Source organism: Johannesbaptistia floridana, assembly GCF_057440575.1.
On sequence record NZ_JALKVM010000077.1, the window covers coordinates 1 to 25,391 of the forward strand.

The window sequence follows — 25,391 nt, forward strand, 5'->3', positions numbered from 1 at the left end:
GCTCCCTGCTCCCTGCTCCCTGCTCCCTGCTCCCTGCTCCCTGCTCCCTGCTCCCCCTCTCCCCCTCTCCCCCTCTCCCCCTCTCCGAAAGCTCCCTGCTCCCTGCTCCCTACTCCCCCTCTCCGAAAGCTCCCAAAGCTCCCTATTCTTCTGCAAAAACAGCTTACCAAAAACACCAAAAAACCGATGAAATTTAATTACACTTACACCAACAACACTACCGTTGAACAAACCAACAACAACACTCAGATGTCCTTTGCACCGGACATCCAACGTCAACCCACCTACTTTATTGGCGAACTAAGGCAAAACATCAATTTCCGGGAAGCCATCAGCGCCCTACACCATGTGGTAGTATCTGATTTGCGCTTCAAACCCAAAGATAGAGAAGCCTATAAACAATGGCGAGCTCAACAAGACGAAATTGACTGGCAAATTGTAGCAGCCCAACAAAAAGAAGTAGGAGAGAAAATAACAACCCTTCAAAAAGAACTAACCGAACTGCAAAATAATGGTTATAAACGAAGACAACCTTACTACGCAGCCCAAAGAAAATACTATGACTACCTCTATCAAAAAGATTATGATGCTTGGTTTGTCCTCGACCCAGTAATCACCGTTCATCCAGACGAAGTATTCTTCGAGTGCTTTAGTCAGGACGAATCCACCTATGGTAGACTCGGCGCCAGTTACGAAGTCTTCCAAAACATCAGAGAATTTGCCTGCGGCACCACCAACATTGATTACTCCGCCGCCCTGTATAACGAATTTCAAAAAGTCCGCAGCTACAAAACCACCCAATTCACCATCGATCCTTCTGGGTTTGAAGTAGAAACCCAACAGGAAGAATCATTCAAAGAAGTCAAAATCGATTTGCCCGATAGCTGGGTAAGGGGATTCCTCCAGGTAAGTTCAGCAATGTCTCTACCCACCATCGAATTCGACTTACACCCCATGGATATATATAATATCTGCCTGATTCTGCGTCGTCATCGAGAAAAAAAAGGTCCTCGCGGAATGCGTTACCATCTAACCCCAGGTCAACCCGTTAAGGTTATTTTTGAACCATGGAATATTGAATTAATTTGTGCAAGATCCCCCTATACAGGAACAGAAGAACAAGAAATTCGTGTTTGGGGTCGCCGTCGTATTCATATTCTAGAACGTCTAATTCCCATCGCTAAAAAATTTACAGTTCACCTTTTAGGGACAGGTATGCCGTCGTTTTATCTAGCCAATTTAGGAGATATGTCTTTTACTCTAGGTTTATCAGGATGGACAGCCAATGACTGGTCAAATTCTGGAAACTTCGATTTGATGGCATCTCGTACCGAAATAGATCCTTGGACAAAACAAGATATTTTCAATTCTCTCAAAGAAAACTGGGCAGAAAAACCCCACGACTTAGCAAAACGTCTCAACATGAATCCTGCCGTGATTTTAGGGGCCTTGGGAGCGTATACTCAAGCAGGTAGAGCCATTTACGACCTTAACAAAAAAGTCTATCGTATTCGCGAACTAACTCGGGAACCCCTACCAATGGATAAACTACGTTTTGCCAACGAAAGAGAAGCTAAAGCAACTCGCTTTTTATCAGACAACCAAGTAACCATATTCAATGTTACTGAGGATGGTACGGGAGCTTATAGCTTACAGGGGCAAGTAAAAGATAAACACAAAAACTATAACCCCTCTCTCACCGTTGACTCAGACCAACGCCTGATACAGGCAGAATGCGACTGCAACTGGCACAAACAAAACAAACTCTATAAAGGACCTTGTGAACACATATTAGCCCTCAAAATGGACCATAACAGGAGATACAGACAATACTAAATCCGATTTATATACCCCAGTTAAAAACAAGGTTCGTAGTTGGACTTTAGTCCAAAAAATATATAGCCTTTTTAAGGCTGGTGAGGTACAAAGGTTATCCTTTTCGAGGCTCCGAGGCAGGAGGCACCGAGGCAGGAGGCAGAAGGAAAGGAAGAAGGTATGAAGGTAGAACTTTATCATAACTAATTAAACGGACCAAGCTGGTTAAATAACACAAACTGATTATCTTAAATATTCTGGCCATGCTGATTAAAAAAATTTTTTGTTGACTTTTAAATCAAACTATGATATATTAGATATACACTAAATTAAACACGCTTATTAGTTTTATAATATAACCTTGCAATTTGGGTGGTGTATCACCATCCCTGCTGTTAGTTTACACAAGCATCACTAGCCTACTCGTGACTGTGCGGTCTTAAGGACTATGTTGATTTTTCAGTGTGACTTCTAAGAAGTATAAATCTACATAGTCCTTGACCGCTTGAGTTGAGTAGTCTAGTCCGCCAGAGGCTTACGAAGGGGCAACCGAAACTAATAAGCGTTTTCTTTTTTACTTCTTTGGTCACCAATTGATTTAGCCTATGTCTCAACAACCTCGCACTCGTCAAGAACTTTACGATCTAATTCGCCAGAGAGGAAAAGATCAATTTGTTTTAGAAGAAATGATTCGTTTGGGTTTTTGGCCCGCAGAAGGAGAAATTCCTGAAGACCCAGCAGATGATATTCGACGTATAGGAGAGATTAGACGAGAATTATCAGAACTAAGAAAAGAAAGTAAGAATTTACAAGATGAAAAGATTCTGCGTAAGCGATTTTTAAAGGAAAGATTAGCAGAATCTCGTCGTAAACAGCAAGAAAATAAGGAAAAAAGAGAACAAGCTAGAATCGCTAAAGCTGAAGCTTGGCAGCAACAGAAACAAACAGAAATTACTTATTTAGGAGAAGATGTTTCTGGAGGTTTAAATGATACAGAGTGCAACCAAGAGAGATTAACAGCACAATCTTTACCTATTTTGAATAATGCTCTAGAAATTGCCACAGCAATGGGAATTACTGTTCCAGAGCTGCGATTTTTAGCTTTTAACCGTAAAACTTCTACAGTTTCCCACTATATTCGCTTTAAAATTCCCAAAAAGACTGGAGGGGAAAGATTAATTTCAGCACCAATGCCAAGATTGAAACAAGCTCAATATTGGATATTAGAGCATATTTTAAATAAAGTACCAATTCACGATGCAGTTCACGGTTTTAGACGCGATCGCTCTATCGTAACTAACGCTCAACCCCATGTAGGTGCAGATGTTATCATTAATTTCGACATCCAAGATTTTTTTCCTTCTATATCTTATAAACGAGTTAAAGGATTATTTCGTTCTTTTGGCTATAGTGAAGCTGCGGCTACTATTTTTGCTTTGATTTGTACTGAAGCAGAATTAGAAGAAGTAGAATTAGATGGTAAAACTTACTATGTAGCTTTAGGCGATCGCCATTTACCCCAAGGGTCACCAGCATCACCAGCGATTACTAACATAATGTGTCGGCGTTTAGATAGACGTTTGACTCAAATGGCGCAAAAATGGGACTTTGTCTATACTCGTTATGCAGACGATCTTACTTTCTCCACTAGGGCGAATAATCCGCGTATTTGTAATATAATCAAAAATACCGACTCTATAGTGCAACACGAGGGTTTTAAAATTAATGAGAAAAAAACTAGAATCTTACGTAAAAGTCAGCAACAAGAGGTGACAGGAATAGTAGTTAATGAAAAACTGAATATTGACCGAAAAACTTTAATGCGTTTTCGCGCTACTCTACACCAAATAGAAGTTAATGGTCTGGATAATGTATCCTGGGGAAATAGCGATGATGTTATGACTTCCATAAAAGGATTTGCTAACTTTGTAGGGATGGTTAATCCTGAGAAAGGGGCAAAATTTATGGCTCAAATTCGACGGATTAGTCAAAATTTATAAAATCAAGATTCATAACTGATGTGAAAATCAAACTTGAGATAACTTATAAATATGCAGCTAGAATCAATAAAAAGCTTACCAGATAAATCTATTTTAGAGGCTAGAAGAAAACGCCTAGCTGAGGAGATAACCACACCAGTAATGTTATGGTCAGGAAATCCCCTAGGAAGAAATTTTCCCGCCAATCAATACCCATTTAGAGCTAGTAGTCATTTTCTCTATTTTGCAGGCTTATCTTTAGAAAATGCCGTAATTAAATTAGAAAACCACAAATTAACTTTATTTAAAGATGAATCCCCACCTCAAGCTAGTCTTTGGCATGGGGAAACCTCCACAAGGGAAGAAATAGCCGCAGCCATAGGGGCAGAAAAAGCCTATCCTCTCTCAGAATTACCATATCATAGTCAAGATGTGGCTACAATTGCTGTTCAAGATTTAGCAACCTATCAGCAGCAATGTCAATTGTTACAAAGAAAGATAGCACCAAGTAAACAGCCAGAAGGAATAGATCTAGAATTAGCCAAAGCCATAGTAAAACTAAGACTAATTAATGATAGCCAGGCGATCTCTTCTATCCTAGAAGCAATTAATGTGAGTATTCAAGCCCATTTAGCCGGAATGAAAGCTACTCCCCAAGCAACCACAGAAGCTGAAGTGAGGGCACAAATGGAAGCAGTAATCATGGCATCTCAAAGTACCTGTGCCTACAATAGTATAGTAACTGTCCATGGTCAAGTATTGCACAATGAAGAATATCATCATCCCCTAGAGGCAGGAGATTTACTTCTAGCAGATGTAGGGGCAGAAATCGCCTCAGGTTGGGCATCAGACTTAACCCGCACATGGCCAGTTAATGGCCGTTTCCAAAGCAACCAAAGAGATATCTATGATATAGTATTAGCGGCCCATGATACCTGTATTGAGAAGATATCCCCTGGTGTAGAGTATAGAGATATCCATTTACTGGCAGCAAAGGTTTTAGCAGAAGGTTTAGTAGATTTAGGGATTTTACAAGGCAACCCCTCGGATTTAGTAGAAATGGATGCTCATGCTCTATTTTTCCCCCACGGCATCGGTCATATCTTAGGTTTAGATGTACACGATATGGAAGACTTAGGAGATTTAGCAGGTTATGACTCAGGGAGAGTGAGAAGCGATCGCTTTGGTTTGGGGTATTTGCGCTTACACCGTCCTTTACAAGCAGGAATGATTGTTACTATTGAACCAGGATTTTATCAAGTACCAGCTATTCTCAATAATCCTCAATTTCGGAGCAAATACCAAGAAATAGTTAATTGGGAGCGTTTGTCTCAATTTAGTAATGTTCGTGGTATTCGTATTGAAGACGATGTATTAGTTACTGATTCTGGTGCTGAAGTGCTTTCTGCGGCTTTACCTACCTCCGCCACAGAAATTGAAAATATTATTCAACCATCTAGCTAGTAGCTTAATTTCATAGCTACACTTGTAGGTTGGGTTTCACTTTCGTTCAACCCAACATTTTCCTTTGATTATAGGCTTAAGTTGAAGTCTCAGGTTTCGTTTAATCTAGGGATTAATTGAGCTAAATTACAGGGAGTATTGGTTGAGTCTAACTGCTCTTTAATTATACTCCAACCTGTCTTACAAGCATTACTAGAACCAGGTAAACAAAAGATATAGGTAGCATTAGCAACTCCTGCTAGAGTTCGCGATTGAATAGTAGAGGTTTTGATTTCTTGATAGGAAATCATGCGAAATATTTCCCCAAATCCTTCTATTTCTTTATCTAATAGGGGTTTAACTGCTTCAGGAGTACCATCTCTGCCTGTGACTCCAGTACCTCCTGTAGTTAGAATTACCTGTATAGATTCATCAGCAATCCAATTACATACTACTGCCCGAATTTTATAAATATTATCAGGTACAATTAGTTTTTCTGCTAAGTGATGTCCTACTTCTTCCAGGCTATTTTTAAGGATATTACCAGATTTATCATCAGCTTCGGTACGAGTATCAGAAACAGTTAGTACTGCAATTTTTAGGGGAATAAAAGATTCAGTGTGAGCCATATTCAGTTAGATTAATACACTTTTTATATTATGGAGTAATTGGAATGTAAAATGTAGAATGGGCGAATTGCAGTCACCTTTTGAAGGGCGCAAGCCTTGCGCCCCTACCTTATCTTGTCAACCCAACACAAACACTTTCGGGAGACAATCAGTAGATTGTTGGGTTTCCCTTGTCAACCCAACCTACATGGTGCGATCGCCCCAATGTACACTATACTATAACATTTTGTAGTAGAGGCGCCAGGCTTGCGCCCTTTAGCCTCTTGCTTGCGCCCCTTCCTTCTCTTGTCAACCCAAGTCTGTAGGTTGGGTTAAACAAAGTGCAACCCAACACAAACACTTTCGGGAGACAATCAGGTAGATTGTTGGGTTTCCCTTGTCAACCCAACCTACATGGTGCTAAAGTAATAGTGCGAGTGATGTTAGGGAAACCACAAAGCATATCTTATCATAAGTTGAAGACAAGGAAAGTAGTAGGGCTTTAGCCCAATAATATTTTATAGCAAAAGGCAGAAGGGAAATGCTGATATGATATCAAATCCAGCCTGTAGGTTGAGTCTGTAGGTTGAGTTAAACAAAGTGCAACCAAACACATAACAGTTAGAGACAATCAGTAGATTGTTGGGTTTCCCTTGTCAACCCAACCGACATGGTGCGATCGCCTCCCCCCTGTCCCCTATACCATAACATTTTGTAGTAGGGGCGCCAGGCTTGCGCCCCCTTTCTTATCTTGTCAACCCAACACATAACAGTTAGAGACAATCAGGTAGATTGTTGTGTGTAGTTTATTCAACCTAACCTACATGCTACCTTCTTACTCATTACTTCAAAACTCATTACTTCAAAACTCATCTAACGGTGCGTTACGGGCTTCGCCCTAACACACCCTACTAATACTTGTAAATTTAACATTTTGTAGGGGCGCAAGGCTTGCGCCCTTTAGCGCTCATGAAATAGTCATTCCTCGGGCTCTATTCCCATAGCTTTGAGTTGCTCCGCTAGTTTTTCAGCTCTTCTTCGCTCCCGTTGAGCTAATTCCTCGGCTCTTTGAGCATTGTCTCGCTCCCTTTGAGCATTATCTCGCTCTTGTTGAGCTAATTCTTCTGCGGCGATCGCTGCCTCTTCTGGTGTTGCTATTAACTCTCCTGATGCTGTAAAGTATCTTAGTTGTTTTCCCTCTACTCCTAAATATAAACCCAACTGTTCGCTTTTAAGTCTTCCATTCTCTGTAGGAGTAATTTTTTGATATTTGCCTCCTACTAGTATAAATCCCTGGAATTCTAAACTTACTGGGTCAAACCAAAAGTATTCTGGTGTCCTAAATGTATCTTGATATATTTGTTTTTTTTCGTTTTTGTCTATTTTAGCAGTACTTTCTGAGAGAATCTCAATGATTAAGTTAGGATATTTCCCCTCTTCTTGGCATACTACCCAACTCTTTCTCTCCCAATTTATTCTAGTGCCCAATACTAGAAAAAAATCTGGTCCTCGAAAATCTGCCGATTTCTGTTGATTGGGACTATAGTATATGGTTAAATTTCCGGTAACAAAGTAATCTTGTCTGTCTCTCCATAACCATTTGAGGGTTTGAATCAGTAACAAGATTTGTTGTAGATGTAGATTAGTTTCCAATTGGGGTTCGTCACTTAAAAATTCGCCTTTCGGGAAAACTATCTCTGGTTGAGTAGTGATAGTCATAGTTTTATTTATTTAACTTATATGGTTATTGTAAACTAAAATCAATGTCTTAATAGGTTTATTTAAAAAGACAGTCTGTCAAATTTTTTTCATCATCCCTCACACACACATTGATTTTTTGATTAAGATTAAAATTAAAATCTAATTAAACTCTAAAAATAAAAGTCCGCATCAGGCAACTTGCCATCAAATAATTGAGGATTTTGCTCCATCAATCGAGAAAACCAAAACTCTAAATCTTCTTTAGCTTCACTGGCGCTTACCATTGCCAATGGCGTTTTTAATAAAGAACGTTCAATTATATCAGCTTTGATCCCTAAATATTTTTGCCCAATTTCGGATGCAGCTTTTGGGTCTTGAAATGCCCAATTCACTGCATTTTTCAATTCTGTTTGTACTGCTGTAATTATTTCTGGATGTTCATTGATAATAGAGTTTAAAGCTAAAGTTCCTGCTTGGGGAATACGAGGTTCTTTTCCTGTTACTTTACTCCATTCTTTTTGAATATTAATGACTAATTGAATGGGAATTCCTTGATTTTCTCCTTGCACTTGAGCTACGGTACCAGCAGGTTCAGCAAGAAGGGCTACATCTCCTCTTTTAGCTAGTAATAGCTGAACTGCCTCAGTAAAATCAGTGGTATATTGAATATTTAAATCTTGTTCTATATCAATTCCATTTTCATTAGCAAGGTAGGTAAAAAACTGTGCTGGTAATCCACCACGAAAAGCAATCAATATCTTTTTACCTAATAAATCTGCCCAACTGTTGATATTTTGATCCCAACTCCATAAATTTAGTACTCCCCACACTAAAACATTAAGTAATTTAATGTCTAGTCCCTTTTGATAAAGATTTGCGGCTAAGGTGGTAGGCGTGGCTGAAATTTGTAATCTACCAGAAACTGCTTCGGCGCGAAGTTGGTCATGAGTTTTCCAGAGCCGAAAATCAATTTCTTGAGCTAAAGATTGAATCTGAGGCTGCTCTAATAAATAGGCAAGTAAGACGGTAATAATAATAGGAGATCCACCAATGCTTAACTTTCTTAAAGGTTGATTTTTATCAGCAGCAAAAGACCAATGAGAGGTTAATGTTAGACCTGTACTAGCAGTAATAAATTGGCAAAAACGCCGACGATTAATATTTAACATCATGTATACCTCTGACGCTAAAACATTCATTAACTATGGGAATAGCTAGGAGTTCTGATACAGTTTTATAAACATACACATCATCTCTAGAGTCAGGGGTGCGCTGCGATCGCCACTTATAGACAATTTCCCCAGGAGAAGAAGAAAACACCAAAATTTCATCCCCTAAACGCACAGCTTCTGGTAAGTCATGAGAGACGAATACTGTGGCTAAATGGCGATCGCTTAATAATTTGAGGATCATTACCTGTAACTGGTTTCGCCTGCCTATATCTAGTCCATTGAAAGGTTCATCAAGTAAAAGTAAATCAGGATTAATAGCTAAGGCACGCCCTAACGCTACCCTTTGCTGCATTCCCCCGCTAAGTTGAGAAGGGTATTGATAGAGAGCGTGTTCTAATCCAAGTTGCCGAGCTAATTCCTTAGCGATGCTATGACGTTTACTCTTAGCAATACCTCGGGCTTTAAGTCCAAAAGCCAGATTATCTTGGGTGGTTTGCCATGGAAGCAATCGAGGATCTTGGAAAACGTAAGCCGTACAAGCAAATTTATTGTCAATTGTACCCTTTAAACCTTGACGCAATCGAGCTATAATTTGCAAAAGGGTAGTTTTACCACAACCAGACGGTCCCATAATACACATAATTTTCCCTGGTAAAAGGGTAAAGCTAATCCCTTGGAGAATAGGGTAGTTGTTATATTCATAGCAGATATTATCAAGAACTAGCATAATGTTCAAACTACTTTATTATTAAAACGCCACTGCTCTAGCCAACGACGGAGAGGACGAAGCAGTACATATTCACACCCCCAAATTAAGACAACCACCACCAGTATCCAAGCCATAACTTCATCAGTATCTAAGTTAATCCGAGCGAGATTTAACTCGGCTCCAATGCCTGTTTCTGAGGACAATAGTTCCGCCATCACTGCCACACGCCACCCTAATCCTAATCCAGCCGCTATAGCCGGAAAAAAATAAGATAATAGATGGGGAAAATAAAGGTCACTGATAAGTAAAGATTTAGGCGCCTGAAATAAACGCCCCATTTCTAGTAAAGAGACGGGTAATCTATCCATTCCTTCTACAGTACCAATAAAAATTATAGGAACAATAGCTACAGTGATGGTAAAAATTGAGGGAGCATTCCCACTACCAAACCACAACAAGGTTAGCACAATCCAAGCGATGGGGGGAATACCTTGCAGGGCAGTAATAATTGGGCTAATTGCCTGGCGCAGACTATTATTTATGCCTGCTGCAATGCCCAGTATAAGACTTAGTAACATAGCTATAATAAAGGCAGTAGATAGATGCCAGCTAGTACTAAGGACTGCACTACCTAGTTTTCCCTCCCTTGCCAACCGGACTAAAGCTAATCCAGTTTCTAGAGGAGAAGGAAGAATTAGAGAACCATAATGATGCGCCCCATACTGCCATAACCCTAGGAAAAAGCCTAATCCAATTAACATAGGTAAACTAAGCTTGAACCATTTCCATGGCGATTGATTCCTACGGTGTAAGTTCATCCACTAAAATTGACCATTTTGATATCCAATCATAGTGGAAAAATATTTTTAAAGTCAAAAGACAACTTGTCAAACTTTCTTTGAACTGGTAGCGGGTTTTTGAGGAGGGTGAGTTAAAATTTAAATGCACGAGGCCAAATTCGCTCTTCAACAAGTTGTAATAAAACTACTTATTGTATTAAATTATAATTTAAGCTAAAATTTCTCATTTCATAATCATAATCCTCGGGCGGTTAACGTTTTACCTTAGTATTTATCTTTAGTTGGCGATCGCATTTCATTTTGTGTAAAGAAAGCAAGCGGTTAACCAAGAGTTACACTTTGACAACTTGTCTTTTGACAATTGTACTAATTTTTTTTACTCTAAATCAAAAATTTTGCAAACAAACAACAAGATGAAATTTAATTGGGGTAAATTCAGTAGTTTATTGATCATAACTATAGGTAGTCTGTGCTTTAATAATTCTGAAGTAATGAGCAAACCGTTAACTATGACTTCGGTAGTTAACGTTCATCAGTTGCGAGACGTAAATCCTGATGATTGGGCTTACCAAGCTTTGCAAAATTTGGTAGAAAATTATAATTGTATAGCTGGTAGTTCTGATTTAACTTACGATGGACAAAGTTCTCTAACTCGTTATCAATTTGCCGCAGGATTAAATACTTGTTTAAATTCTCTTGAAAAACTAATTACTGAAGGTCAAGTAATTTCTGCCCAAGATACTGCGGCACTACAACGCTTGACACAAGAATTTGAGGCAGAAATCAATAGTCTCAATACAAAAATTGATAGTTTAGATAATGCTGTAATTTTTTTAGAAGATAATCAATTTTCTACTACTACTAAACTAGCTGGAGAAGTACTCATTTCTCTTACCCAAGCTTTGGGAGATAAACGGGCTAATAGCGATTTAGATTTACCCACAGAAACTGTTTTAGATAACCGAGTGAGACTAAATTTTAATACTAGTTTTACGGGAAAAGATTTGTTAAAGGTTCGTTTAGATGCAGTCAATGCTACGGTTTTTGGACCAAGTGTAACTGGTACTCAAATGACAAGATTACCTTTTGATTTAAATACTAATAATGAAGTAGAAATTGGACGTTTGTTTTATCGTTTTCCGGTAGGAAACAAGCTAAAAATTACGGTAGATGCCACTGGCGCACGCTATAACGCTAATGTATTTAATTATAATCGCTTTTTTGCTCATCCTTTTACTGGTTCTATTTCTCGATTTGGTCGTTTCAACCCAATATATTACCAAGGTATATTAGGGGGAGGAGTTAGCGCCACCTATGATTTTAGTGATCTGATAAATTTGTCATTAGGGTATGTAGCTCGTAGACCTAATCAAAACTCTCCTAACGCAGGTTTATTCAATGGCTCTTATGCAGCTTTAGCCCAATTAGGTATTAAACCCACAGATAAGATAGATTTGGGTTTAACCTATGTAAGGGCTTATTATCCAGCTCAACAAGCCTTTGTGTCTGGGGCAACTGGTAGCAGTTTAGCGAACAATCCCTTTAATTTCCTGCCTACTTCAGCAGACCATTTCGGCTTTCAATCGAGTTTCCGCATTACTTCTAAGTTAAATATATCTGGTTGGATAGGGTGGACACAAGCCTATGCTGAAAGTAACAGCAACAGTTTAGCTGATATAAATATTAACAAAGGGGATCAAGCAGATATTTTAAATTGGGCGATCGCCTTTGCTTTTCCTGATGTAGGTAAAAAAGGCAGTGTAGCTGGTTTAATTGTGGGGCAACCGCCAAGAGTTACTGCTAATGAAGGAGGAGAAAAAGATCCTGACAGCGCTTGGCATATTCAAGCCCAGTATAATTATCCTCTTACTGATAATATTATTATTAATCCTGGGGTTTTTGTCATTGTTAATCCTGAAAATAATAGTGATAATTCAGCTATTTGGATGACTACTATTAGAACTATCTTTATCTTTTAGTTGGCGATCGCATTTCCTCTAATTAAAAGTCAATTCCCGGATTTAAAATCCGGGAATAGTTTCTAAATATCTCACCTTAAGTTGGTAGGAAAATAAGCTTAGGCAATTTTGCTTTGGGCTTTTTCTTGTAAAAACTGAATCACAGAGGTTTTTTCTAAAAGTCCTAAAACAGTTTCTTGTTCGTCTACTACTGTTACCTGGGGGATTTTTTCCATTTCAAATAACTTAATTATCTCTAACAAAGATTGATTAGCTGGAACAGATTTCAAGTTATTTTCAAAACGCATTAAGTCTTTAACAAAGACATAATTCCAATCAGAGGTGGGAACAGATTTTAAATCATTGACGTTGAGTGTGCCTAATAGTTTTCCCTCTTCATCTGTAACCAGGAATTTTTGCCATTCACGTTGTCCAATTACATAGTTATTGACAAATTCTCGTAGAGTTAAATCACTAGAAATAATTGGGCTGTTGGTGGTAATTGCGTCTTTAGCGGTATAACCTTCGATACTTTGTTGAAACTTGGCAGACCGACCAGATAATCTAGCATTTTGAAGCAGGAAAAAGCCAATTAATAGAGTCCAAAAACTTCCTACTTCACTAATACCAACAATAGATAGAATACCTAAAGCAATTGCTATCCAAGCAAAAACTTGACCCACTGTGCTGGCAAAGATTACCCCTTGATTGGAATTTCCGGTAATTTTCCAAACTATGGACTTAAGAATATTACCGCCATCGAGGGGAAGACCAGGAATGAGGTTAAATAAAGCCAGAACTAAATTGATTGAAGCTAACAGAGAAACAATTGCTGTGATAGGTGCAGGTAGTGCTAAATTTACACCAACTAGGGTTAATATAATAAAGAGTACTAAACTAACCGCAGGACCTGCGATCGCTATTAAAAAAGATTGTAACGGTGTTTGTGCTTCTTTTTCTAAACTTGCTAAGCCTCCAAACAGAAATAGGGTAATTGAGTTAACGCCTACTCCCTGAGACATCGCCACAAAACTATGGCCCAATTCGTGGGCTACTACTGAAGCAAATAGTAATAATGCGGTAATTAAGCCAAGAATCCAAGGGGTTAATCCATTTAGTTCTGGAAATCCAGTTAATTGTCCCCCGTAAGTTACGGTGACTAAACCTAAGATTAAAAACCAAGAGGGATTAACATAAAATGGAATCCCAAATAAATTACCAACTCTAATATTGCCTTCCATAAGGATGACCTCCTAATTGCGATTGTCTGATTGAAACCATCGGTTTCGGCTTGTAATGTCTTTATTGTAACGAAATATTAATGATGATTGATAGTCTAAGAGTATAGTAAAAACCGTCTTTTGGAAATTCGGTTAACTAACCTTGAAGGGATCTTTTTCGTTAAATTAAGAGATAATGTAATTATACAATAGGCGCATAGGAGATAATGGGATGCCTGAAGCAGTAGGAGTTATTGAAACCTTGGGATTTCCTCCCGTTTTAGCAGCAGCAGATGCAATGGTCAAAGGGGGTAGAGTGACACTGGTATATTTTGATAAAGCTGAAAAAGGAAATTTTTATGTTGTCATTAGAGGAGCAGTTTCTGAAGTAGAAATCGCTCTAAAACAAGGGTTAGCGGCAGCAGAGGCAACATTTGGAGGGGAAGTCATGAGTCACTATATCGTACCAAATCCTCCTGAAAATGTGGTGTCTGTCTTGCCCATTGATTTCAGTGATGATGTAGAAGAATATCGAGTGTAAACAAGGGTGAGTTCAGAACGCGCCTACTGGTTAGCCTGGTCACAAGTACCAAAAATTAGACCAATACTACTACAAAGAATTGCTGAACATTTCGGAAGTTTAGCTAAGGCATGGCAGGCTTCTTTAGAAGAAATCTCAGCAGTTGAGGGTGTGGGTAATAACTTCCTAACTACCATAGCTCAAACTCGTTCTCAACTCATTCCTGAGCGACTTTTGGAGGAGCATCAGCGCCTAAATAAACATTTTTGGACTCCCGCAGATTCTGATTACCCCAATTTACTCTTAGAAACTCCAGGCTTACCACCACTTATATACTATCTAGGAAAAATAAGACCAGAAGAAAATCAAGGATGTATCCCCTTAATTGCTATTGTAGGAACTCGTAAACCAACAGAACACGGTTACCGATGGACTAAAAAATTAAGTACCTTTTTAGCTAAATGTGGTTTTGGGATTGTGGCTGGGATGTCTACAGGAATAGATGGTGCTGCCCATCAAGCTTGTTTAGAAGTAGGGGGAAGGGCTATCGCTGTTTTGGGAACTGGTGTAGATGTGATTTACCCTCAACAACAACAACAATTATATCAAGCTATTAAAAATACAGGCTTAATTTTGAGTGAGTATCCAGCCGGGACAAAACCAGAAAAATCTAACTTTCCTGCTCGTAATCGCTTAATTGCTGCTTTGTGTCGGGCTGTATTGGTGATTGAAGCCCCAGAAAAATCCGGCGCTTTAATTACAGCTCGTTATGCTAATGAATTGGGGAGAGATGTGTATGTCCTGCCCAACTCACCAGATGTACCACAAGCCCGCGGTTGTCTCCGTCTTCTCAGTCAAGGTGCCCATCTTATTTTAGATGAGCAGGAGTTACTATTACAGTTAGGCTCTATCCCTGAGTTAGATACCCCCGAATTGTTACTAGAAACAACTCCTCAGTTAGATTCTCTAGAAACTAGACAACAACCTACTCTAGAGTTACCGAATCTCAACCCAGAATTAAAGCAAGTTTTAGCCGCAGTTAAAACTCAACCCACTCCCTTCGATTTAGTTGTAGAAGAAAGTAACCTGACACCAGGGATAGTTTCTGCTAGTTTACTAGAGTTAGAGTTATTGGGTTTGGTAACTCAATTACCTGGTATGCGCTATCAATCTAGTTAAATCTTTTAATTTACAAATTTTTACACTATGTTAGATTTCTTACTAATCTGTCATTTGTAGGTTTGTATTCTGTCTTTGTTACAATAGCTGACTTAAATAATTAGCTATGATAATTGAATAAGAAAGATTATGAACAAGGAAAAAATGGCGATCGCTACAGTCAACCCAGCTACAGGCAAGACTTTAAAAACGTTTACCCCCCTAAATTCTACAGAAATAGAAGCAAAAATTAGTTTGGCGGAAGCAACATATCATAAATATCGTAGCATACCTTTAAATCAAAAAAGCGAATGGTTACAACAAGCAGCAAATCTCCTAGAAGAGAATGCCCCTAAATTAGCTCAAATGATGACTATAGAAATGGGGAAACCGATAAAAAGCGCTCTGGCTGAAGTAAATAAATGTGCCTGGGTATGCCGTTACTACGCCGAAAATGGGGCAGAATTTCTCAAAAATAAATACATAGAAACTGATGCAAGTACAAGCTATGTGAGTTATCAACCCTTAGGCATCATTCTCGCAGTTATGCCCTGGAATTTCCCGTTTTGGCAAGTGTTTCGCTTTGCAGCACCAGCATTAATGGCCGGGAATGTAGGTTTACTGAAACATGCTTCAAATGTACCTCAATGTGCTTTGGCGATCGCCGAAATTATCCAGGCAGCAGGTTTTCCTGAAGGGGCCTTTCAATCTCTGTTAGTGGGTGCAGCCCAAGTAGAAGCAATTATCAATGATTCTCGCGTCAAAGCCGCAACCCTCACAGGAAGTGAACCTGCCGGGATGAGTTTAGCAGCAGCAGCGGGAAAACAAATCAAAAAAACAGTTTTAGAGTTAGGAGGTTCTGACCCCTTTATAGTATTAGAAAGTGCTAATTTAGAAGAGGCCGCAGCTAACGGGGTAACAGCAAGAATGCTCAATAACGGTCAGTCTTGTATTGCAGCTAAACGTTTTATACTACAAGAAAGTATCGCCGCAGAATTTGAAAGCTTATTAGTAGAGAAATTTAAAAATCTGCAAATAGGAGATCCCGAACTGGAAACTACGGATGTAGGGCCACTAGCTACAGAAAGCATCAGGGAAGAATTAGACCAACAGGTGCAAAAAACAGTAGCAATGGGTGCCAAATTACTCATAGGTGGTCAAACTCTAAATCAACCAGGCTACTTTTATCAGCCTACTATCTTAACGGATATACCCCCTGATTCTCCTGGGGCTAAAGATGAATTTTTTGGTCCTGTAGCCTTAGTATTTCGCGTTTCTAACCTAGAAGAGGCGATCGCTTTAGCTAATGATACAGCTTTTGGTTTAGGCGCCTCAGCCTGGACTAACAAGCAAGAAGAACAACAACGCTTAATTAATGAAATTGAAGCAGGTTGCGTATTTATCAATAGTTTAGTAAAATCAGATCCGCGTCTACCTTTTGGGGGAATTAAACGTTCTGGTTATGGCAGAGAATTAGGTGTAGAAGGAATGAGAGAATTTCTTAATATTAAAACTATATGGATTAAATAGGGAGTTATTGAAGTAATTATGCTTATTAGTCACTTTATTGACTTTATTGATTCTCCAACTAATATTAATTACCAATTAGCTAGAGAATGTTTACTGAGTTCCGATGTATATAATCCCTATTCTTTAGAGTTAGATGAAGCTACTAAACTAATAGAAACTAAGGAATATATAGAAGCTAAAAAGATTATTACTGAAGCGATGCCTAATTTATTATTGAGTCCTCGCGCTCACTTAATTTTAGCAACAATTGCCGAAGCCTTGGGAAATGAATCAGAAGCAGACCTGGAATCATCATTAGCTAATATTTGTCTCCAGGGTATTTTAACTACTGGAGAGGGAACACAAGAGAATCCCTATTTAATTACTAGGGTATCAGATGAATATGATTTAGTGGAATATTTCAATAAAACAGTATCCCAGCAATCTTCATTAACAAAAAATCATCAATATTTAGATTGTCTTTGTGCTAATGATGGTTCTCAACTATTTTTTGAAATTACCCCTTTACGTAAAAATATCGAAACTAATTCCTTGAATTAAAAATTAATTAACTATGGAATTATCTCGTAAAAATTTAATGCGGTTAGGCTTATTTTTAATGACTGGATTAATACCATTTAATTTAAGAGTTAAAAAACTCCAAGCCGTAGCCTCTACTTCATCTCCTCTGCCATCCTGGCAAGAAAGTAAAAATAAAACAGCTATTATTGATTTTGTGAATAGAGTAACTAATCAAAACCATGCTGATTTTGTGCCCCCTGCCTCTAGAATCGCTGTTTTTGACAACGATGGTACATTATGGTCAGAATATCCTGCCTATGTACAGGTTTTATTTGTCCAAGATAGAATCAAAGCTTTAGCTTCCCAACATCCCGAATGGCAAAATCAACAACCATTTCAGGGTATTTTAAACGACAACATCGAAAATCTTGGAGAAATCGATAAAAAAGCATTACTATCTTTAGTTGCAGCTACTCATGCTGGATTAACTACCACAGAATTCTCATCAATAGTGGAAGAATGGATTACTACTGCTGTTCATCCAGTAACTAAACGCCTATATACAGAGATGGTGTTTCAACCGATGTTAGAATTAATTGCTTATTTGCAACAGAATCAATTTAAAACCTATATTGTTTCTGGGGGAGGAATTGAATTTATGAGAGTGTGGACAGAATCAGTCTACGGTATTCCTCCAGAACAAGTAATTGGTAGTAGTTTAAAAACAGTATACGAGTTTCGCGATGGAGAAGCGACTTTAGTTAAATTACCAGAAATTGACTTTATCAACGACAAAGAAAATAAACCAGTAGGTATTGAGAAATTTATAGGACGAATTCCTATAGCTGCTTTCGGTAACTCTGATGGAGATTTGCAAATGCTAGAGTGGGTATCTGCTTCTTCAGATAACAGTTTAGCTGTTTTGATACATCATACTGATGAGGTTAGAGAAGCAGCCTATGATAGAAACGCGGCTTTTGGACGTTTAGATAAAGCTTTGGATATGGCTTCTAGTAATAATTGGTTCGTGGTGGATATGAAAAAAGACTGGAAAGTTATTCATCCTTGGGAATTATTGAGTTAAGTTTAAACAATAAATCTAAAAATGCAATCAAGTTCTTCTAAAGTTGGATGATTATTCTTATCTACCACTGATTCCTAGTTTCTCCTTTTAAACATTGGTATCAGATGAAAAAGGTCGTTCAATTTCTTTTGGATTAAGTATTACATCATCATCACTATCGAGTGAGTCTTTGTTTTCAGGTTCAAGTGGGGAAAAAGTATCTCTGGTAGGCAATGCTGGTAAATTTCCCAGTTGTGCGATCGCTTCTTCTAGTACTTTTATTGTTTCCGCATCTGGATGCTTTTGAACAGCACGTACAGCTACGGTGACCAATCGTAAACCTCCACGTAGTCGCGCAACATCTCGTGCTAAACCATACAATTCCTGAAAGTCCTTACCACCTAAACACCGATCTATGTAAAAGATAATCGGTCCATTTTGGGATTTACTCATTATCGATATTTTATGGAGTTTTACGCTTTATAATAGTATGACTAAGAAATCAATCTCAGGGGTAAAACGCATTAATAGTCTCGAAGCAAGCAATTAAGCAGCATTAGAGAGTTCACAGCGAATGGCTTCTTCAATGTTTAGGCGATCGCAGTTATAATCATAGGCTAATTCATCAATAGAATCTCCCGCCCAATATCGTTCTTTTAAAATTCTTGTTGGTATTCCTGTCTCTGCAATAACCGAACGACCAAAGGCAATACGGGGGTCAATCACGATGATTTTAGGACTAGCCTCTTCATCAGAATGAGTAAAAGGATAAAATTTAATTGCTAAACCACTATCATCAGGTTCTATCCGTTTTAAATGAGTGTAAAGTTCATCTTTAAACTCTGACCTTCTCGCTTGAGAAGCATTTATCAATGAACCATATTTTTCAATAAATAAGTCAACACCATCAGTGCGAAATTTTTCGGTGGCAAGAGGATGAGGGATATTGAACTGTTCTCCTATATAATCTAAAGCTTCTTTTGACTTTAGTTAGTTGAATTTTATGATGTTGGCGAATTGCCCTTAACACATGGACTTCAACTAAGTTGGTAAATGAGAGGAGAGTAGGATGCTTTTTTTTAGGAATATCAATTAAGGGAGAAAAGAAATTAGAACCATCTTTGACTAGATAATGATATCCAATTGTCCATGAACGAATTGTACTGCGCGGAATTCGTAAATAACGGGCAGCATCACCAATAGAATAGTTTGGTATGTTTCGGGGATCTTTTCCCCCATAGAGGTCGTTCATAGATGAGAGTTTTCGGATTTTAAACCCAAGGTGTTCCACAATATATGTTTAATTTTAACGATCTTTTTGGTTTTGTTGCAAAAACTCTCAATTCTCGATGTCCTAACTATTTGTGGTACTGCTATAGCGATCGCCAAAATAAGTAGTATTAATTTTACTATTTATACTTTCTAGCCTTTGATCGTACTGTTTTAAATTTTTCAATTTATAGCATTTTGAGTTTTCATAGAGCTGAGAATAAGTATAGCAATTCTCATACTGGTGAGAAAGGTTATCCTTTTGAGGCAAGAGAGGCACCGAGGCAGGAGTTAGGTACAACCTCATGAGTCCGAAAAATGCTATATAATTTTAAAAATTTATGGTAATTTTAAAGAATTAACTAAATAAAACAGTCCTTAAACATGTTAAATTTTAACCAAAAATATTCTCAGACACAAAAAGCAATTCAAGAAAATGAATTAACATTTGTAAAAGGGAAACAAATTAAAGCAAAGCCATTTTTAAAATGGGCGGGAGGCAAAGGACAGTTATTAGAAACATTGGATAAATTATATCCTCAATCTCTAAAAAATGGGAAATGTTCTTGTTATATAGAGCCTTTTATAGGCGGAGGAGCTGTATATTTTGATATAATTAAAAAATATCAAATTAAATCATCATATTTATCTGATATAAACCCAGAAATTATTATTGCTTACAAGGTTATTCAAAAATCTGTTGAGCTTTTAATTGAACAACTGGGTGAGTTATCTGTTAAGTACTATTCTTTAAGTGAAGAAAAACAGAAAGAATTCTTTTATCAAATTAGAGCAGAGTATAATGACCAAAGAAACAAAATTGATTATTTAACCTTTTCAGAGGCTTGGATTAGGCGCTCAGCTCTGCTTATTTTTCTTAATAAAACTTGTTTTAATGGCCTGTTTAGAACTAATAAAAGTGGCGGGTTTAATGTGCCTCCAGGACGTTATAAACGTCCTAAGATTCTCAATGAAGAAAACTTAAGAGCTGTCAATTTAGCCTTACAAATTGCTGAGATTGAACTAGCTGATTTTGAAAAAAGTATTAAAGCAGTTAAAGATAATGCTTTTGTGTATTTTGATCCTCCTTATCGTCCTTTAAATAAAACTTCTAACTTTACTGCTTATTCTGCATTTAAATTTGATGATAATCAACAAAAGCGGTTGGCTAAATTTTATAGAAGATTAAACAGTGATTACCAAGTTTACTTAATGCTAAGTAATTCAGATCCAAAAAATGAAAATCCCTCAGATGAATTTTTTGATGAGCTTTATCAAGATTTTAATATCAGACGAGTAGCAGCCACAAGAATGATTAATAGTAATGCCAGTAAGCGTGGTGCTATAAATGAATTAATAGTAACTAATTATTAAGAGAAAATGGAGCGAAAAGAGGCAAAAGCCAAGATTAGTGAGCTAATTGGGCAGGATTTAAGACAGCTCGCCGATAAGCTTGAGGTAACAGTAAGAAAAAAGGATGGTAAAATTAACAAAGGTTGGGCAGGTCACGTAATTGAGCGTTACTTAGGATTACCCCTTAACTCTTCACAGTCACCTAACTTTGGCTCATGGGAGTTAAAGCTTTGTTCTTTGAAGTACTTAAAAAGCGGCGCTTTAACAGTTAAAGAAACAATGGCTATTACTATGATTGACCCATATAACGTCAAGAATACTCCCTTTGAAAATAGTCATCTGTTAAACAAGATGAGGAAGATATTGATACCTATTCGTATCTGGGAGAGTAAAGAAGAGAAAAGCTCAATACTTTATTCAGTTACTGAGTTTGACCTTGATGATACAGATGTTTTTAATCAAATTAAAGCAGACTATGAGCTAGTTAGACAAATAATAATCACAAAAGGCTTTTCTAGTCTTAGTGGGCGATTCGGGGTGTATATTCAGCCTAGAACTAAAGGACCTGGGCATGGCTCTATCTCTAGGGCTTTTTATGCTCGCAAGGGATTTTTAAAGGAAATGATACAGCATCATTAAATCATGTTCAATTGTCTCAAGTGTTAAACTAAACTATTGTTAAACTCTAATTTAATTATTAATATCACTAAAAGAAATGTTATATATGCTTAACTATGCCCAAAAATTAATATTATCCCTGACAATTATATTTAGTTGCCTAATACTAACTACTTTTCCTACCTTAGCCGCAGATACTCCCAGTTGTCCTCAAGATATGGTACTGATAAAGGGAGGAAGTTTTACAATTGGTTCAGATAAATTTTATCGTGAAGAACAACCCGCCGATGATGTCAGCGTAACTGAATTTTGTATCGCCAAGTATGAAGTTACTAATGCTGAATATGCGAAGTTTGTAGAAGAAACAGGCTATGTAACCGTTGCCGAAAGACCTCTATCCGTAGAACAATTCCCCAATCTTACTGATGAAGAGAGAGCCCCAGGCTCTGTAGTTTTTCGTATTCCCGAACCTCTACCAGATGGAAGAATCCCCAATCTATCTTGGTGGTATTGGCTACCCGGTGCTAATTGGCGTCATCCTGAAGGAAAAGATAGTAATATCGAAGATAGATTAAATCATCCCGTGGTGCATATTGCCTACGAAGATGCCCAAGCTTATGCCAAGTGGGCTAATGCTGACTTACCCACAGAAGCCCAATGGGAATTTGCCGCCCGTGGTGGACTTGTAGATAGGATTTTTAGTTGGGGAAATCAATACTCCCCTCAAAAAGCTAATACTTGGCAAGGTAAGTTTCCTCTAGAAAATCAACAGACAGACGGTTACTTCCGTACTGCTCCCATAGGTTCTTTCCCTGCTAATGGCTATGGACTCTACGATATGACTGGTAATGTGTGGGAATGGACTGAAGATTGGTATACCATCAGCCATCAATCTAAATCAGGAAAAGTTAACCCCATGGTTGCTAAACAAGAGGAGAGTTTTGACCCAAGAGAACCGGGAGTAGCTAAACATGTAGTCAAGGGTGGTTCTTTTTTATGTGCGAAAAACTATTGTAGTCGTTATCGTCCAGCAGCTAGAGAGGCTCAATCACCAGATACAGGAATGTCTCATATAGGTTTTCGTATAGTTAAAAATTTAGCTTAAGTAACCTCATATCTTCCACCAGAACTTATGTACTAATTTTTTAGGAAAAATGTTCTTTATGGTTAATTCTCTATAATCTTTGTCTCCTAGAGGTTTAACATCAATTCTTTTACTTCAAAACTTCAAGACTTCTTACTCATTACTTCAAGACTCATTACTCATTACTCATTACTCATAATTCATCCAGGGCTGTTTCGTTCTAAAATTTTTCGTAAGCTAGAAGCTAGACACCACAAAAGTTGACGCTCTTTTTAGCTATTATTAGAAAAAAGGTGATTTATTATTAGCAAAAAATCCCTTCTCCCTGCTCCCTGCTCCCGTGCTCCGGTGCTCCTCCTCACCATTTTCTTTGTCAAGAACGAAACAGCCCTGATAATTCATCCCCCACCAGTAACTTTTGATAAAGATGCTTTGGTGTGAGGTAACGGAGGTTACGCACTTATATGTTAGGTTTTAGCCGTTGATATTGTTGCTAGTTTAAGTGAATCAGAAGCAGTATCACTGTATCGTCGTTTTACAAGTTTGGAGCAAGGTTCAATTATGGATTATATGGGATAAGATGGTTTTATTGCCAAAAATTATGATAGGCTAATACCCATTTAAACTGGATATTATCAAATTAATTAATTGAGTGACTCTAAATTCGATTGTCAAAATGTATTTATTTTTCTATCTCTACTTAAAACTTAAAAGTCTCCCCCCCTCTCCCCTGCTCCCGGAGCTCCCCTGCTCCCGGAGCTCCCCTGCTCCCGGAGCTCCCCCTCTCCCGGAGCTCCGAAAGCTCCCCTGCTAGTTTAAAGTATGACGACTATTCCCCCTTGGTATTGGCGATCGCTCCCTCTCCATAATCGTACTGGTGCTCAGATTTTTGACCAGTTATTTCGTCGCCCTAACACTATTGCTACTCTCCTAGAAAGTCCCTTTCCTAGCTATTTAGAACAGCCTAATTTAGCTCGATATTCCCTTTGTGCCAGCGAACCTCGGGTAATTAAGGGCAAAAGTCAACTGTGGACACCAACTGTAGGTCAAATCTTACCCTTACTACGTTTTTTGAGCCAAAGAGACCATACATTAGTGACTCAAGAACACCCTGATTTACCCTTTAGCGGCGGTTGGCTAGGTTGGTTAGGCTATGACTTAGCTTGGGAAATTGAACGCTTACCAAAACTCAAAATTGATACTCTCCCTTTTCCTGTAGCCTATTGGTACGAACCAAGGGCCTTTGCGATCGCCGACCACTTAAAACAAGTACTGTGGTTAGCTGCCTCTACTCCTACAGAATTAACAGAATTAGAAGAACGTTTAAATACTCCTAAACCCCCATCTCCTCTCTCCTCCGACTCCCCTAACTATACATTCTCTCTCCTAACAAATAAAACTAATTATCAAGCCTCTGTAAAAGAAGCCCTCAAATACATCAAAGCGGGAGATATTTTTCAAGCTAATCTTTCTTTACGCTTTCAAGTTACCGCATCTCCAAACTGGCAATCAGGGGAACAAATAACCACTTCTTTAGATCCTTGGTTGATTTATCAAAACCTATCTAAAATCAACCCTTCTCCCTTCGCTAGTTATTGGCAGACTCCCTGGGGAATGATGATTAGTTGTTCTCCAGAACGTCTAATACAACTACAAGGCAAACAAGCTCAAACTCGTCCCATTGCCGGAACTCGTCCTCGTGGATTAAATCCCCAATTAGATCAAAAACTCGCTCAAGAGTTAATTAGTACCAACAAAGAACGAGCCGAACATATCATGTTAGTAGATTTAGAACGCAATGATTTAGGTAGAGTTTGTCAATGGGGTTCTGTAGAAGTAGATGAATTGTTAACTATAGAGCGTTATAGCCATGTTATTCATTTAGTGAGCAATGTACGGGGTATACTCGATGATAACTACGACGGTATCGACTTAATTAGGTCAGTTTTTCCTGGGGGTACTATTACTGGTTGTCCCAAAGTACGTTGTTTAGAGATTATTGAAGGTTTAGAACCAGTACGGCGGAACTTGTTTTATGGTTCTTGTGGATATCTCAATGTTAACGGTGATTTAGACTTAAATATTTTGATTCGTACCCTTTTATACCAGCAACAACCAGAAAAATCCCTAGTTTGGGGTCAAGTAGGTGCAGGAATAGTAGCAGATAGCGATCCCGAAAAAGAGTGGTATGAATCATTAAACAAAGCCGAGGCCCAGTTAGCAGCTTTAGGAATAGGCCATAAGAATTAGAAATTGCGGCTCTTCCCAATACTGCTCGGTTAACAGGTAGGATTACTCAGACTCTCGCATCTTTACCCAAAGTTACTGGTGGGGGTTGAGTTTTGAAGTAATGAGTTTTGAAGTAATGAGTTAATGCTAAACCTTAAAAATTGGTTGACACTCAAGGCGTATTCAGTATTTTTGTTCTAAAGACCCTTTTCTTAGGCGAAAGAGAAATGAACTTTTTCTCACAATAATTTAGTACATAAGTACTGGTGGAAGATGTGAGATTCCCTAAAGCTTGCTAAGCGAAGCTTCTGAATATCTGCCGATTAAGGACCTATGAATTCTTGTCCGAATAATTAGGAGGCGCGGGAACAACTAACAACTCACCTTCAGCAATTTTTGCCAGTAACCGCTTCTAAAAATCTACTCAAATTTACTCAAACAGCAAAATAAGACAGAAAAAAGTCAGCGGTATATCTTTTGCCATGTAAAGTGTTTTTATTCCTTGCTAATTACTCGGTACTCTACACTACAGGTGTAGACTCAATAACTAGCTTGACCTTACACGCCCAGTTAGGGTACACTTCCATACGATAAAAGGTATTCCTATTTATGTATCCAAGTTCAGCTTTCAATAGTTTATTTAGTTTGTAATACGCTCGCC

22 protein-coding genes are annotated in these 25,391 nt (G+C 38.2%); 13 read left to right on the forward strand and 9 right to left on the reverse strand.

Annotation, left to right across the window (positions count from 1 at the left end; translation table 11 throughout):
- Positions 1-186 precede the first annotated feature (186 nt).
- The 3 genes from MW688_RS05690 (at position 187) to MW688_RS05700 (ending at position 5,258) form a co-directional block, all read left to right on the forward strand.
- A complete protein-coding gene (locus MW688_RS05690; protein WP_486734965.1) occupies positions 187-1,836 on the forward strand; it encodes a hypothetical protein in 1,650 nt (549 codons plus the stop codon).
- A 584-nt stretch (positions 1,837-2,420) separates the two neighbouring features.
- Positions 2,421-3,815: a reverse transcriptase family protein gene (locus MW688_RS05695; RefSeq protein ID WP_486734966.1), complete on the forward strand. Its 1,395-nt coding sequence runs from the start codon at positions 2,421-2,423 to the stop codon at positions 3,813-3,815.
- Between the two features lie 51 nt (positions 3,816-3,866).
- Positions 3,867-5,258 (forward strand): aminopeptidase P family protein, encoded by a 1,392-nt coding sequence (locus tag MW688_RS05700; RefSeq protein WP_486734967.1) that lies wholly within the window; start codon positions 3,867-3,869, stop codon positions 5,256-5,258.
- A gap of 89 nt (positions 5,259-5,347) precedes the next feature.
- On the opposite strand, the gene moaB is transcribed toward MW688_RS05700, so the two are convergent.
- From moaB to MW688_RS05725, 5 genes are all read right to left on the reverse strand, one after another.
- A complete protein-coding gene (moaB, locus tag MW688_RS05705; RefSeq protein WP_486734968.1) occupies positions 5,348-5,866 on the reverse strand; it encodes a molybdenum cofactor biosynthesis protein B in 519 nt (172 codons plus the stop codon).
- 957 nt (positions 5,867-6,823) lie between these two features.
- Positions 6,824-7,564, reverse strand: coding sequence for a Uma2 family endonuclease (locus tag MW688_RS05710; RefSeq protein ID WP_486734969.1), 741 nt, complete (start codon positions 7,562-7,564; stop codon positions 6,824-6,826).
- Between the two features lie 152 nt (positions 7,565-7,716).
- Complete coding sequence (locus MW688_RS05715) at positions 7,717-8,718, reverse strand: ABC transporter substrate-binding protein (protein ID WP_486734970.1); 1,002 nt, start codon at positions 8,716-8,718, stop codon at positions 7,717-7,719.
- Complete coding sequence (locus MW688_RS05720) at positions 8,702-9,445, reverse strand: ABC transporter ATP-binding protein (RefSeq protein WP_486734972.1); 744 nt, start codon at positions 9,443-9,445, stop codon at positions 8,702-8,704. The genes MW688_RS05715 and MW688_RS05720 overlap by 17 nt, the downstream gene beginning before the upstream one ends.
- A 5-nt stretch (positions 9,446-9,450) precedes the next feature.
- On the reverse strand, positions 9,451-10,188 hold the full coding sequence (locus MW688_RS05725; RefSeq protein WP_486734973.1) for an ABC transporter permease: 738 nt from the start codon (positions 10,186-10,188) through the stop codon (positions 9,451-9,453).
- 452 nt (positions 10,189-10,640) lie between these two features.
- Between MW688_RS05725 and MW688_RS05730 the strand changes: the two genes are divergently transcribed.
- Positions 10,641-12,206: an iron uptake porin gene (locus MW688_RS05730; RefSeq protein WP_486734974.1), complete on the forward strand. Its 1,566-nt coding sequence runs from the start codon at positions 10,641-10,643 to the stop codon at positions 12,204-12,206.
- A gap of 98 nt (positions 12,207-12,304) precedes the next feature.
- Here MW688_RS05730 and MW688_RS05735 read toward each other — a convergent pair whose 3' ends face one another.
- On the reverse strand, positions 12,305-13,426 hold the full coding sequence (locus MW688_RS05735) for a site-2 protease family protein (protein WP_486734975.1): 1,122 nt from the start codon (positions 13,424-13,426) through the stop codon (positions 12,305-12,307).
- 211 nt (positions 13,427-13,637) lie between these two features.
- Between MW688_RS05735 and MW688_RS05740 the strand changes: the two genes are divergently transcribed.
- The 5 genes from MW688_RS05740 (at position 13,638) to MW688_RS05760 (ending at position 18,198) form a co-directional block, all read left to right on the forward strand.
- Positions 13,638-13,946 carry a carbon dioxide-concentrating mechanism protein CcmK gene (locus MW688_RS05740; RefSeq protein ID WP_486734976.1) on the forward strand — a complete coding sequence of 103 codons (309 nt, stop codon included), beginning with the start codon at positions 13,638-13,640 and terminating at the stop codon, positions 13,944-13,946.
- Between the two features lie 6 nt (positions 13,947-13,952).
- A complete protein-coding gene (gene dprA, locus MW688_RS05745; protein ID WP_486734977.1) occupies positions 13,953-15,104 on the forward strand; it encodes a DNA-processing protein DprA in 1,152 nt (383 codons plus the stop codon).
- A gap of 144 nt (positions 15,105-15,248) precedes the next feature.
- Positions 15,249-16,613, forward strand: a complete 1,365-nt coding sequence (locus tag MW688_RS05750) for an NAD-dependent succinate-semialdehyde dehydrogenase (protein ID WP_486734987.1) — start codon at positions 15,249-15,251, stop codon at positions 16,611-16,613.
- An 18-nt stretch (positions 16,614-16,631) separates the two neighbouring features.
- Positions 16,632-17,153, forward strand: coding sequence for a DUF4919 domain-containing protein (locus MW688_RS05755; protein WP_486734978.1), 522 nt, complete (start codon positions 16,632-16,634; stop codon positions 17,151-17,153).
- A 13-nt stretch (positions 17,154-17,166) separates the two neighbouring features.
- Positions 17,167-18,198 (forward strand): HAD family hydrolase, encoded by a 1,032-nt coding sequence (locus tag MW688_RS05760; RefSeq protein WP_486734979.1) that lies wholly within the window; start codon positions 17,167-17,169, stop codon positions 18,196-18,198.
- An 87-nt stretch (positions 18,199-18,285) separates the two neighbouring features.
- Here the strand turns inward: MW688_RS05760 and MW688_RS05765 are convergent, their stop codons facing one another.
- The 3 genes from MW688_RS05765 to MW688_RS05775 all read right to left on the reverse strand — a co-directional run bounded on the left by MW688_RS05765 (position 18,286) and on the right by MW688_RS05775 (position 19,429).
- A complete protein-coding gene (locus MW688_RS05765; RefSeq protein WP_486734980.1) occupies positions 18,286-18,630 on the reverse strand; it encodes a hypothetical protein in 345 nt (114 codons plus the stop codon).
- A gap of 93 nt (positions 18,631-18,723) precedes the next feature.
- A complete protein-coding gene (locus tag MW688_RS05770; protein ID WP_486734981.1) occupies positions 18,724-19,050 on the reverse strand; it encodes a DUF433 domain-containing protein in 327 nt (108 codons plus the stop codon).
- Between the two features lie 34 nt (positions 19,051-19,084).
- Entirely contained in the window at positions 19,085-19,429 is a 345-nt protein-coding gene (locus tag MW688_RS05775) for a hypothetical protein (RefSeq protein ID WP_486734982.1), read from the reverse strand.
- A 401-nt stretch (positions 19,430-19,830) separates the two neighbouring features.
- Here MW688_RS05775 and MW688_RS05780 point away from each other — a divergent pair, with 401 nt between their 5' ends.
- The 4 genes from MW688_RS05780 (at position 19,831) to MW688_RS05795 (ending at position 24,751) form a co-directional block, all read left to right on the forward strand.
- Positions 19,831-20,820 (forward strand): DNA adenine methylase, encoded by a 990-nt coding sequence (locus MW688_RS05780; protein WP_486734983.1) that lies wholly within the window; start codon positions 19,831-19,833, stop codon positions 20,818-20,820.
- 6 nt (positions 20,821-20,826) lie between these two features.
- Entirely contained in the window at positions 20,827-21,438 is a 612-nt protein-coding gene (locus MW688_RS05785; protein ID WP_486734984.1) for an MvaI/BcnI family restriction endonuclease, read from the forward strand.
- A gap of 85 nt (positions 21,439-21,523) precedes the next feature.
- Positions 21,524-22,522, forward strand: a complete 999-nt coding sequence (locus MW688_RS05790; RefSeq protein WP_486734985.1) for a formylglycine-generating enzyme family protein — start codon at positions 21,524-21,526, stop codon at positions 22,520-22,522.
- 801 nt (positions 22,523-23,323) lie between these two features.
- Positions 23,324-24,751 carry an anthranilate synthase component I gene (locus tag MW688_RS05795; protein ID WP_486734986.1) on the forward strand — a complete coding sequence of 476 codons (1,428 nt, stop codon included), beginning with the start codon at positions 23,324-23,326 and terminating at the stop codon, positions 24,749-24,751.
- The last annotated feature ends 640 nt before the right edge of the window (positions 24,752-25,391 follow it).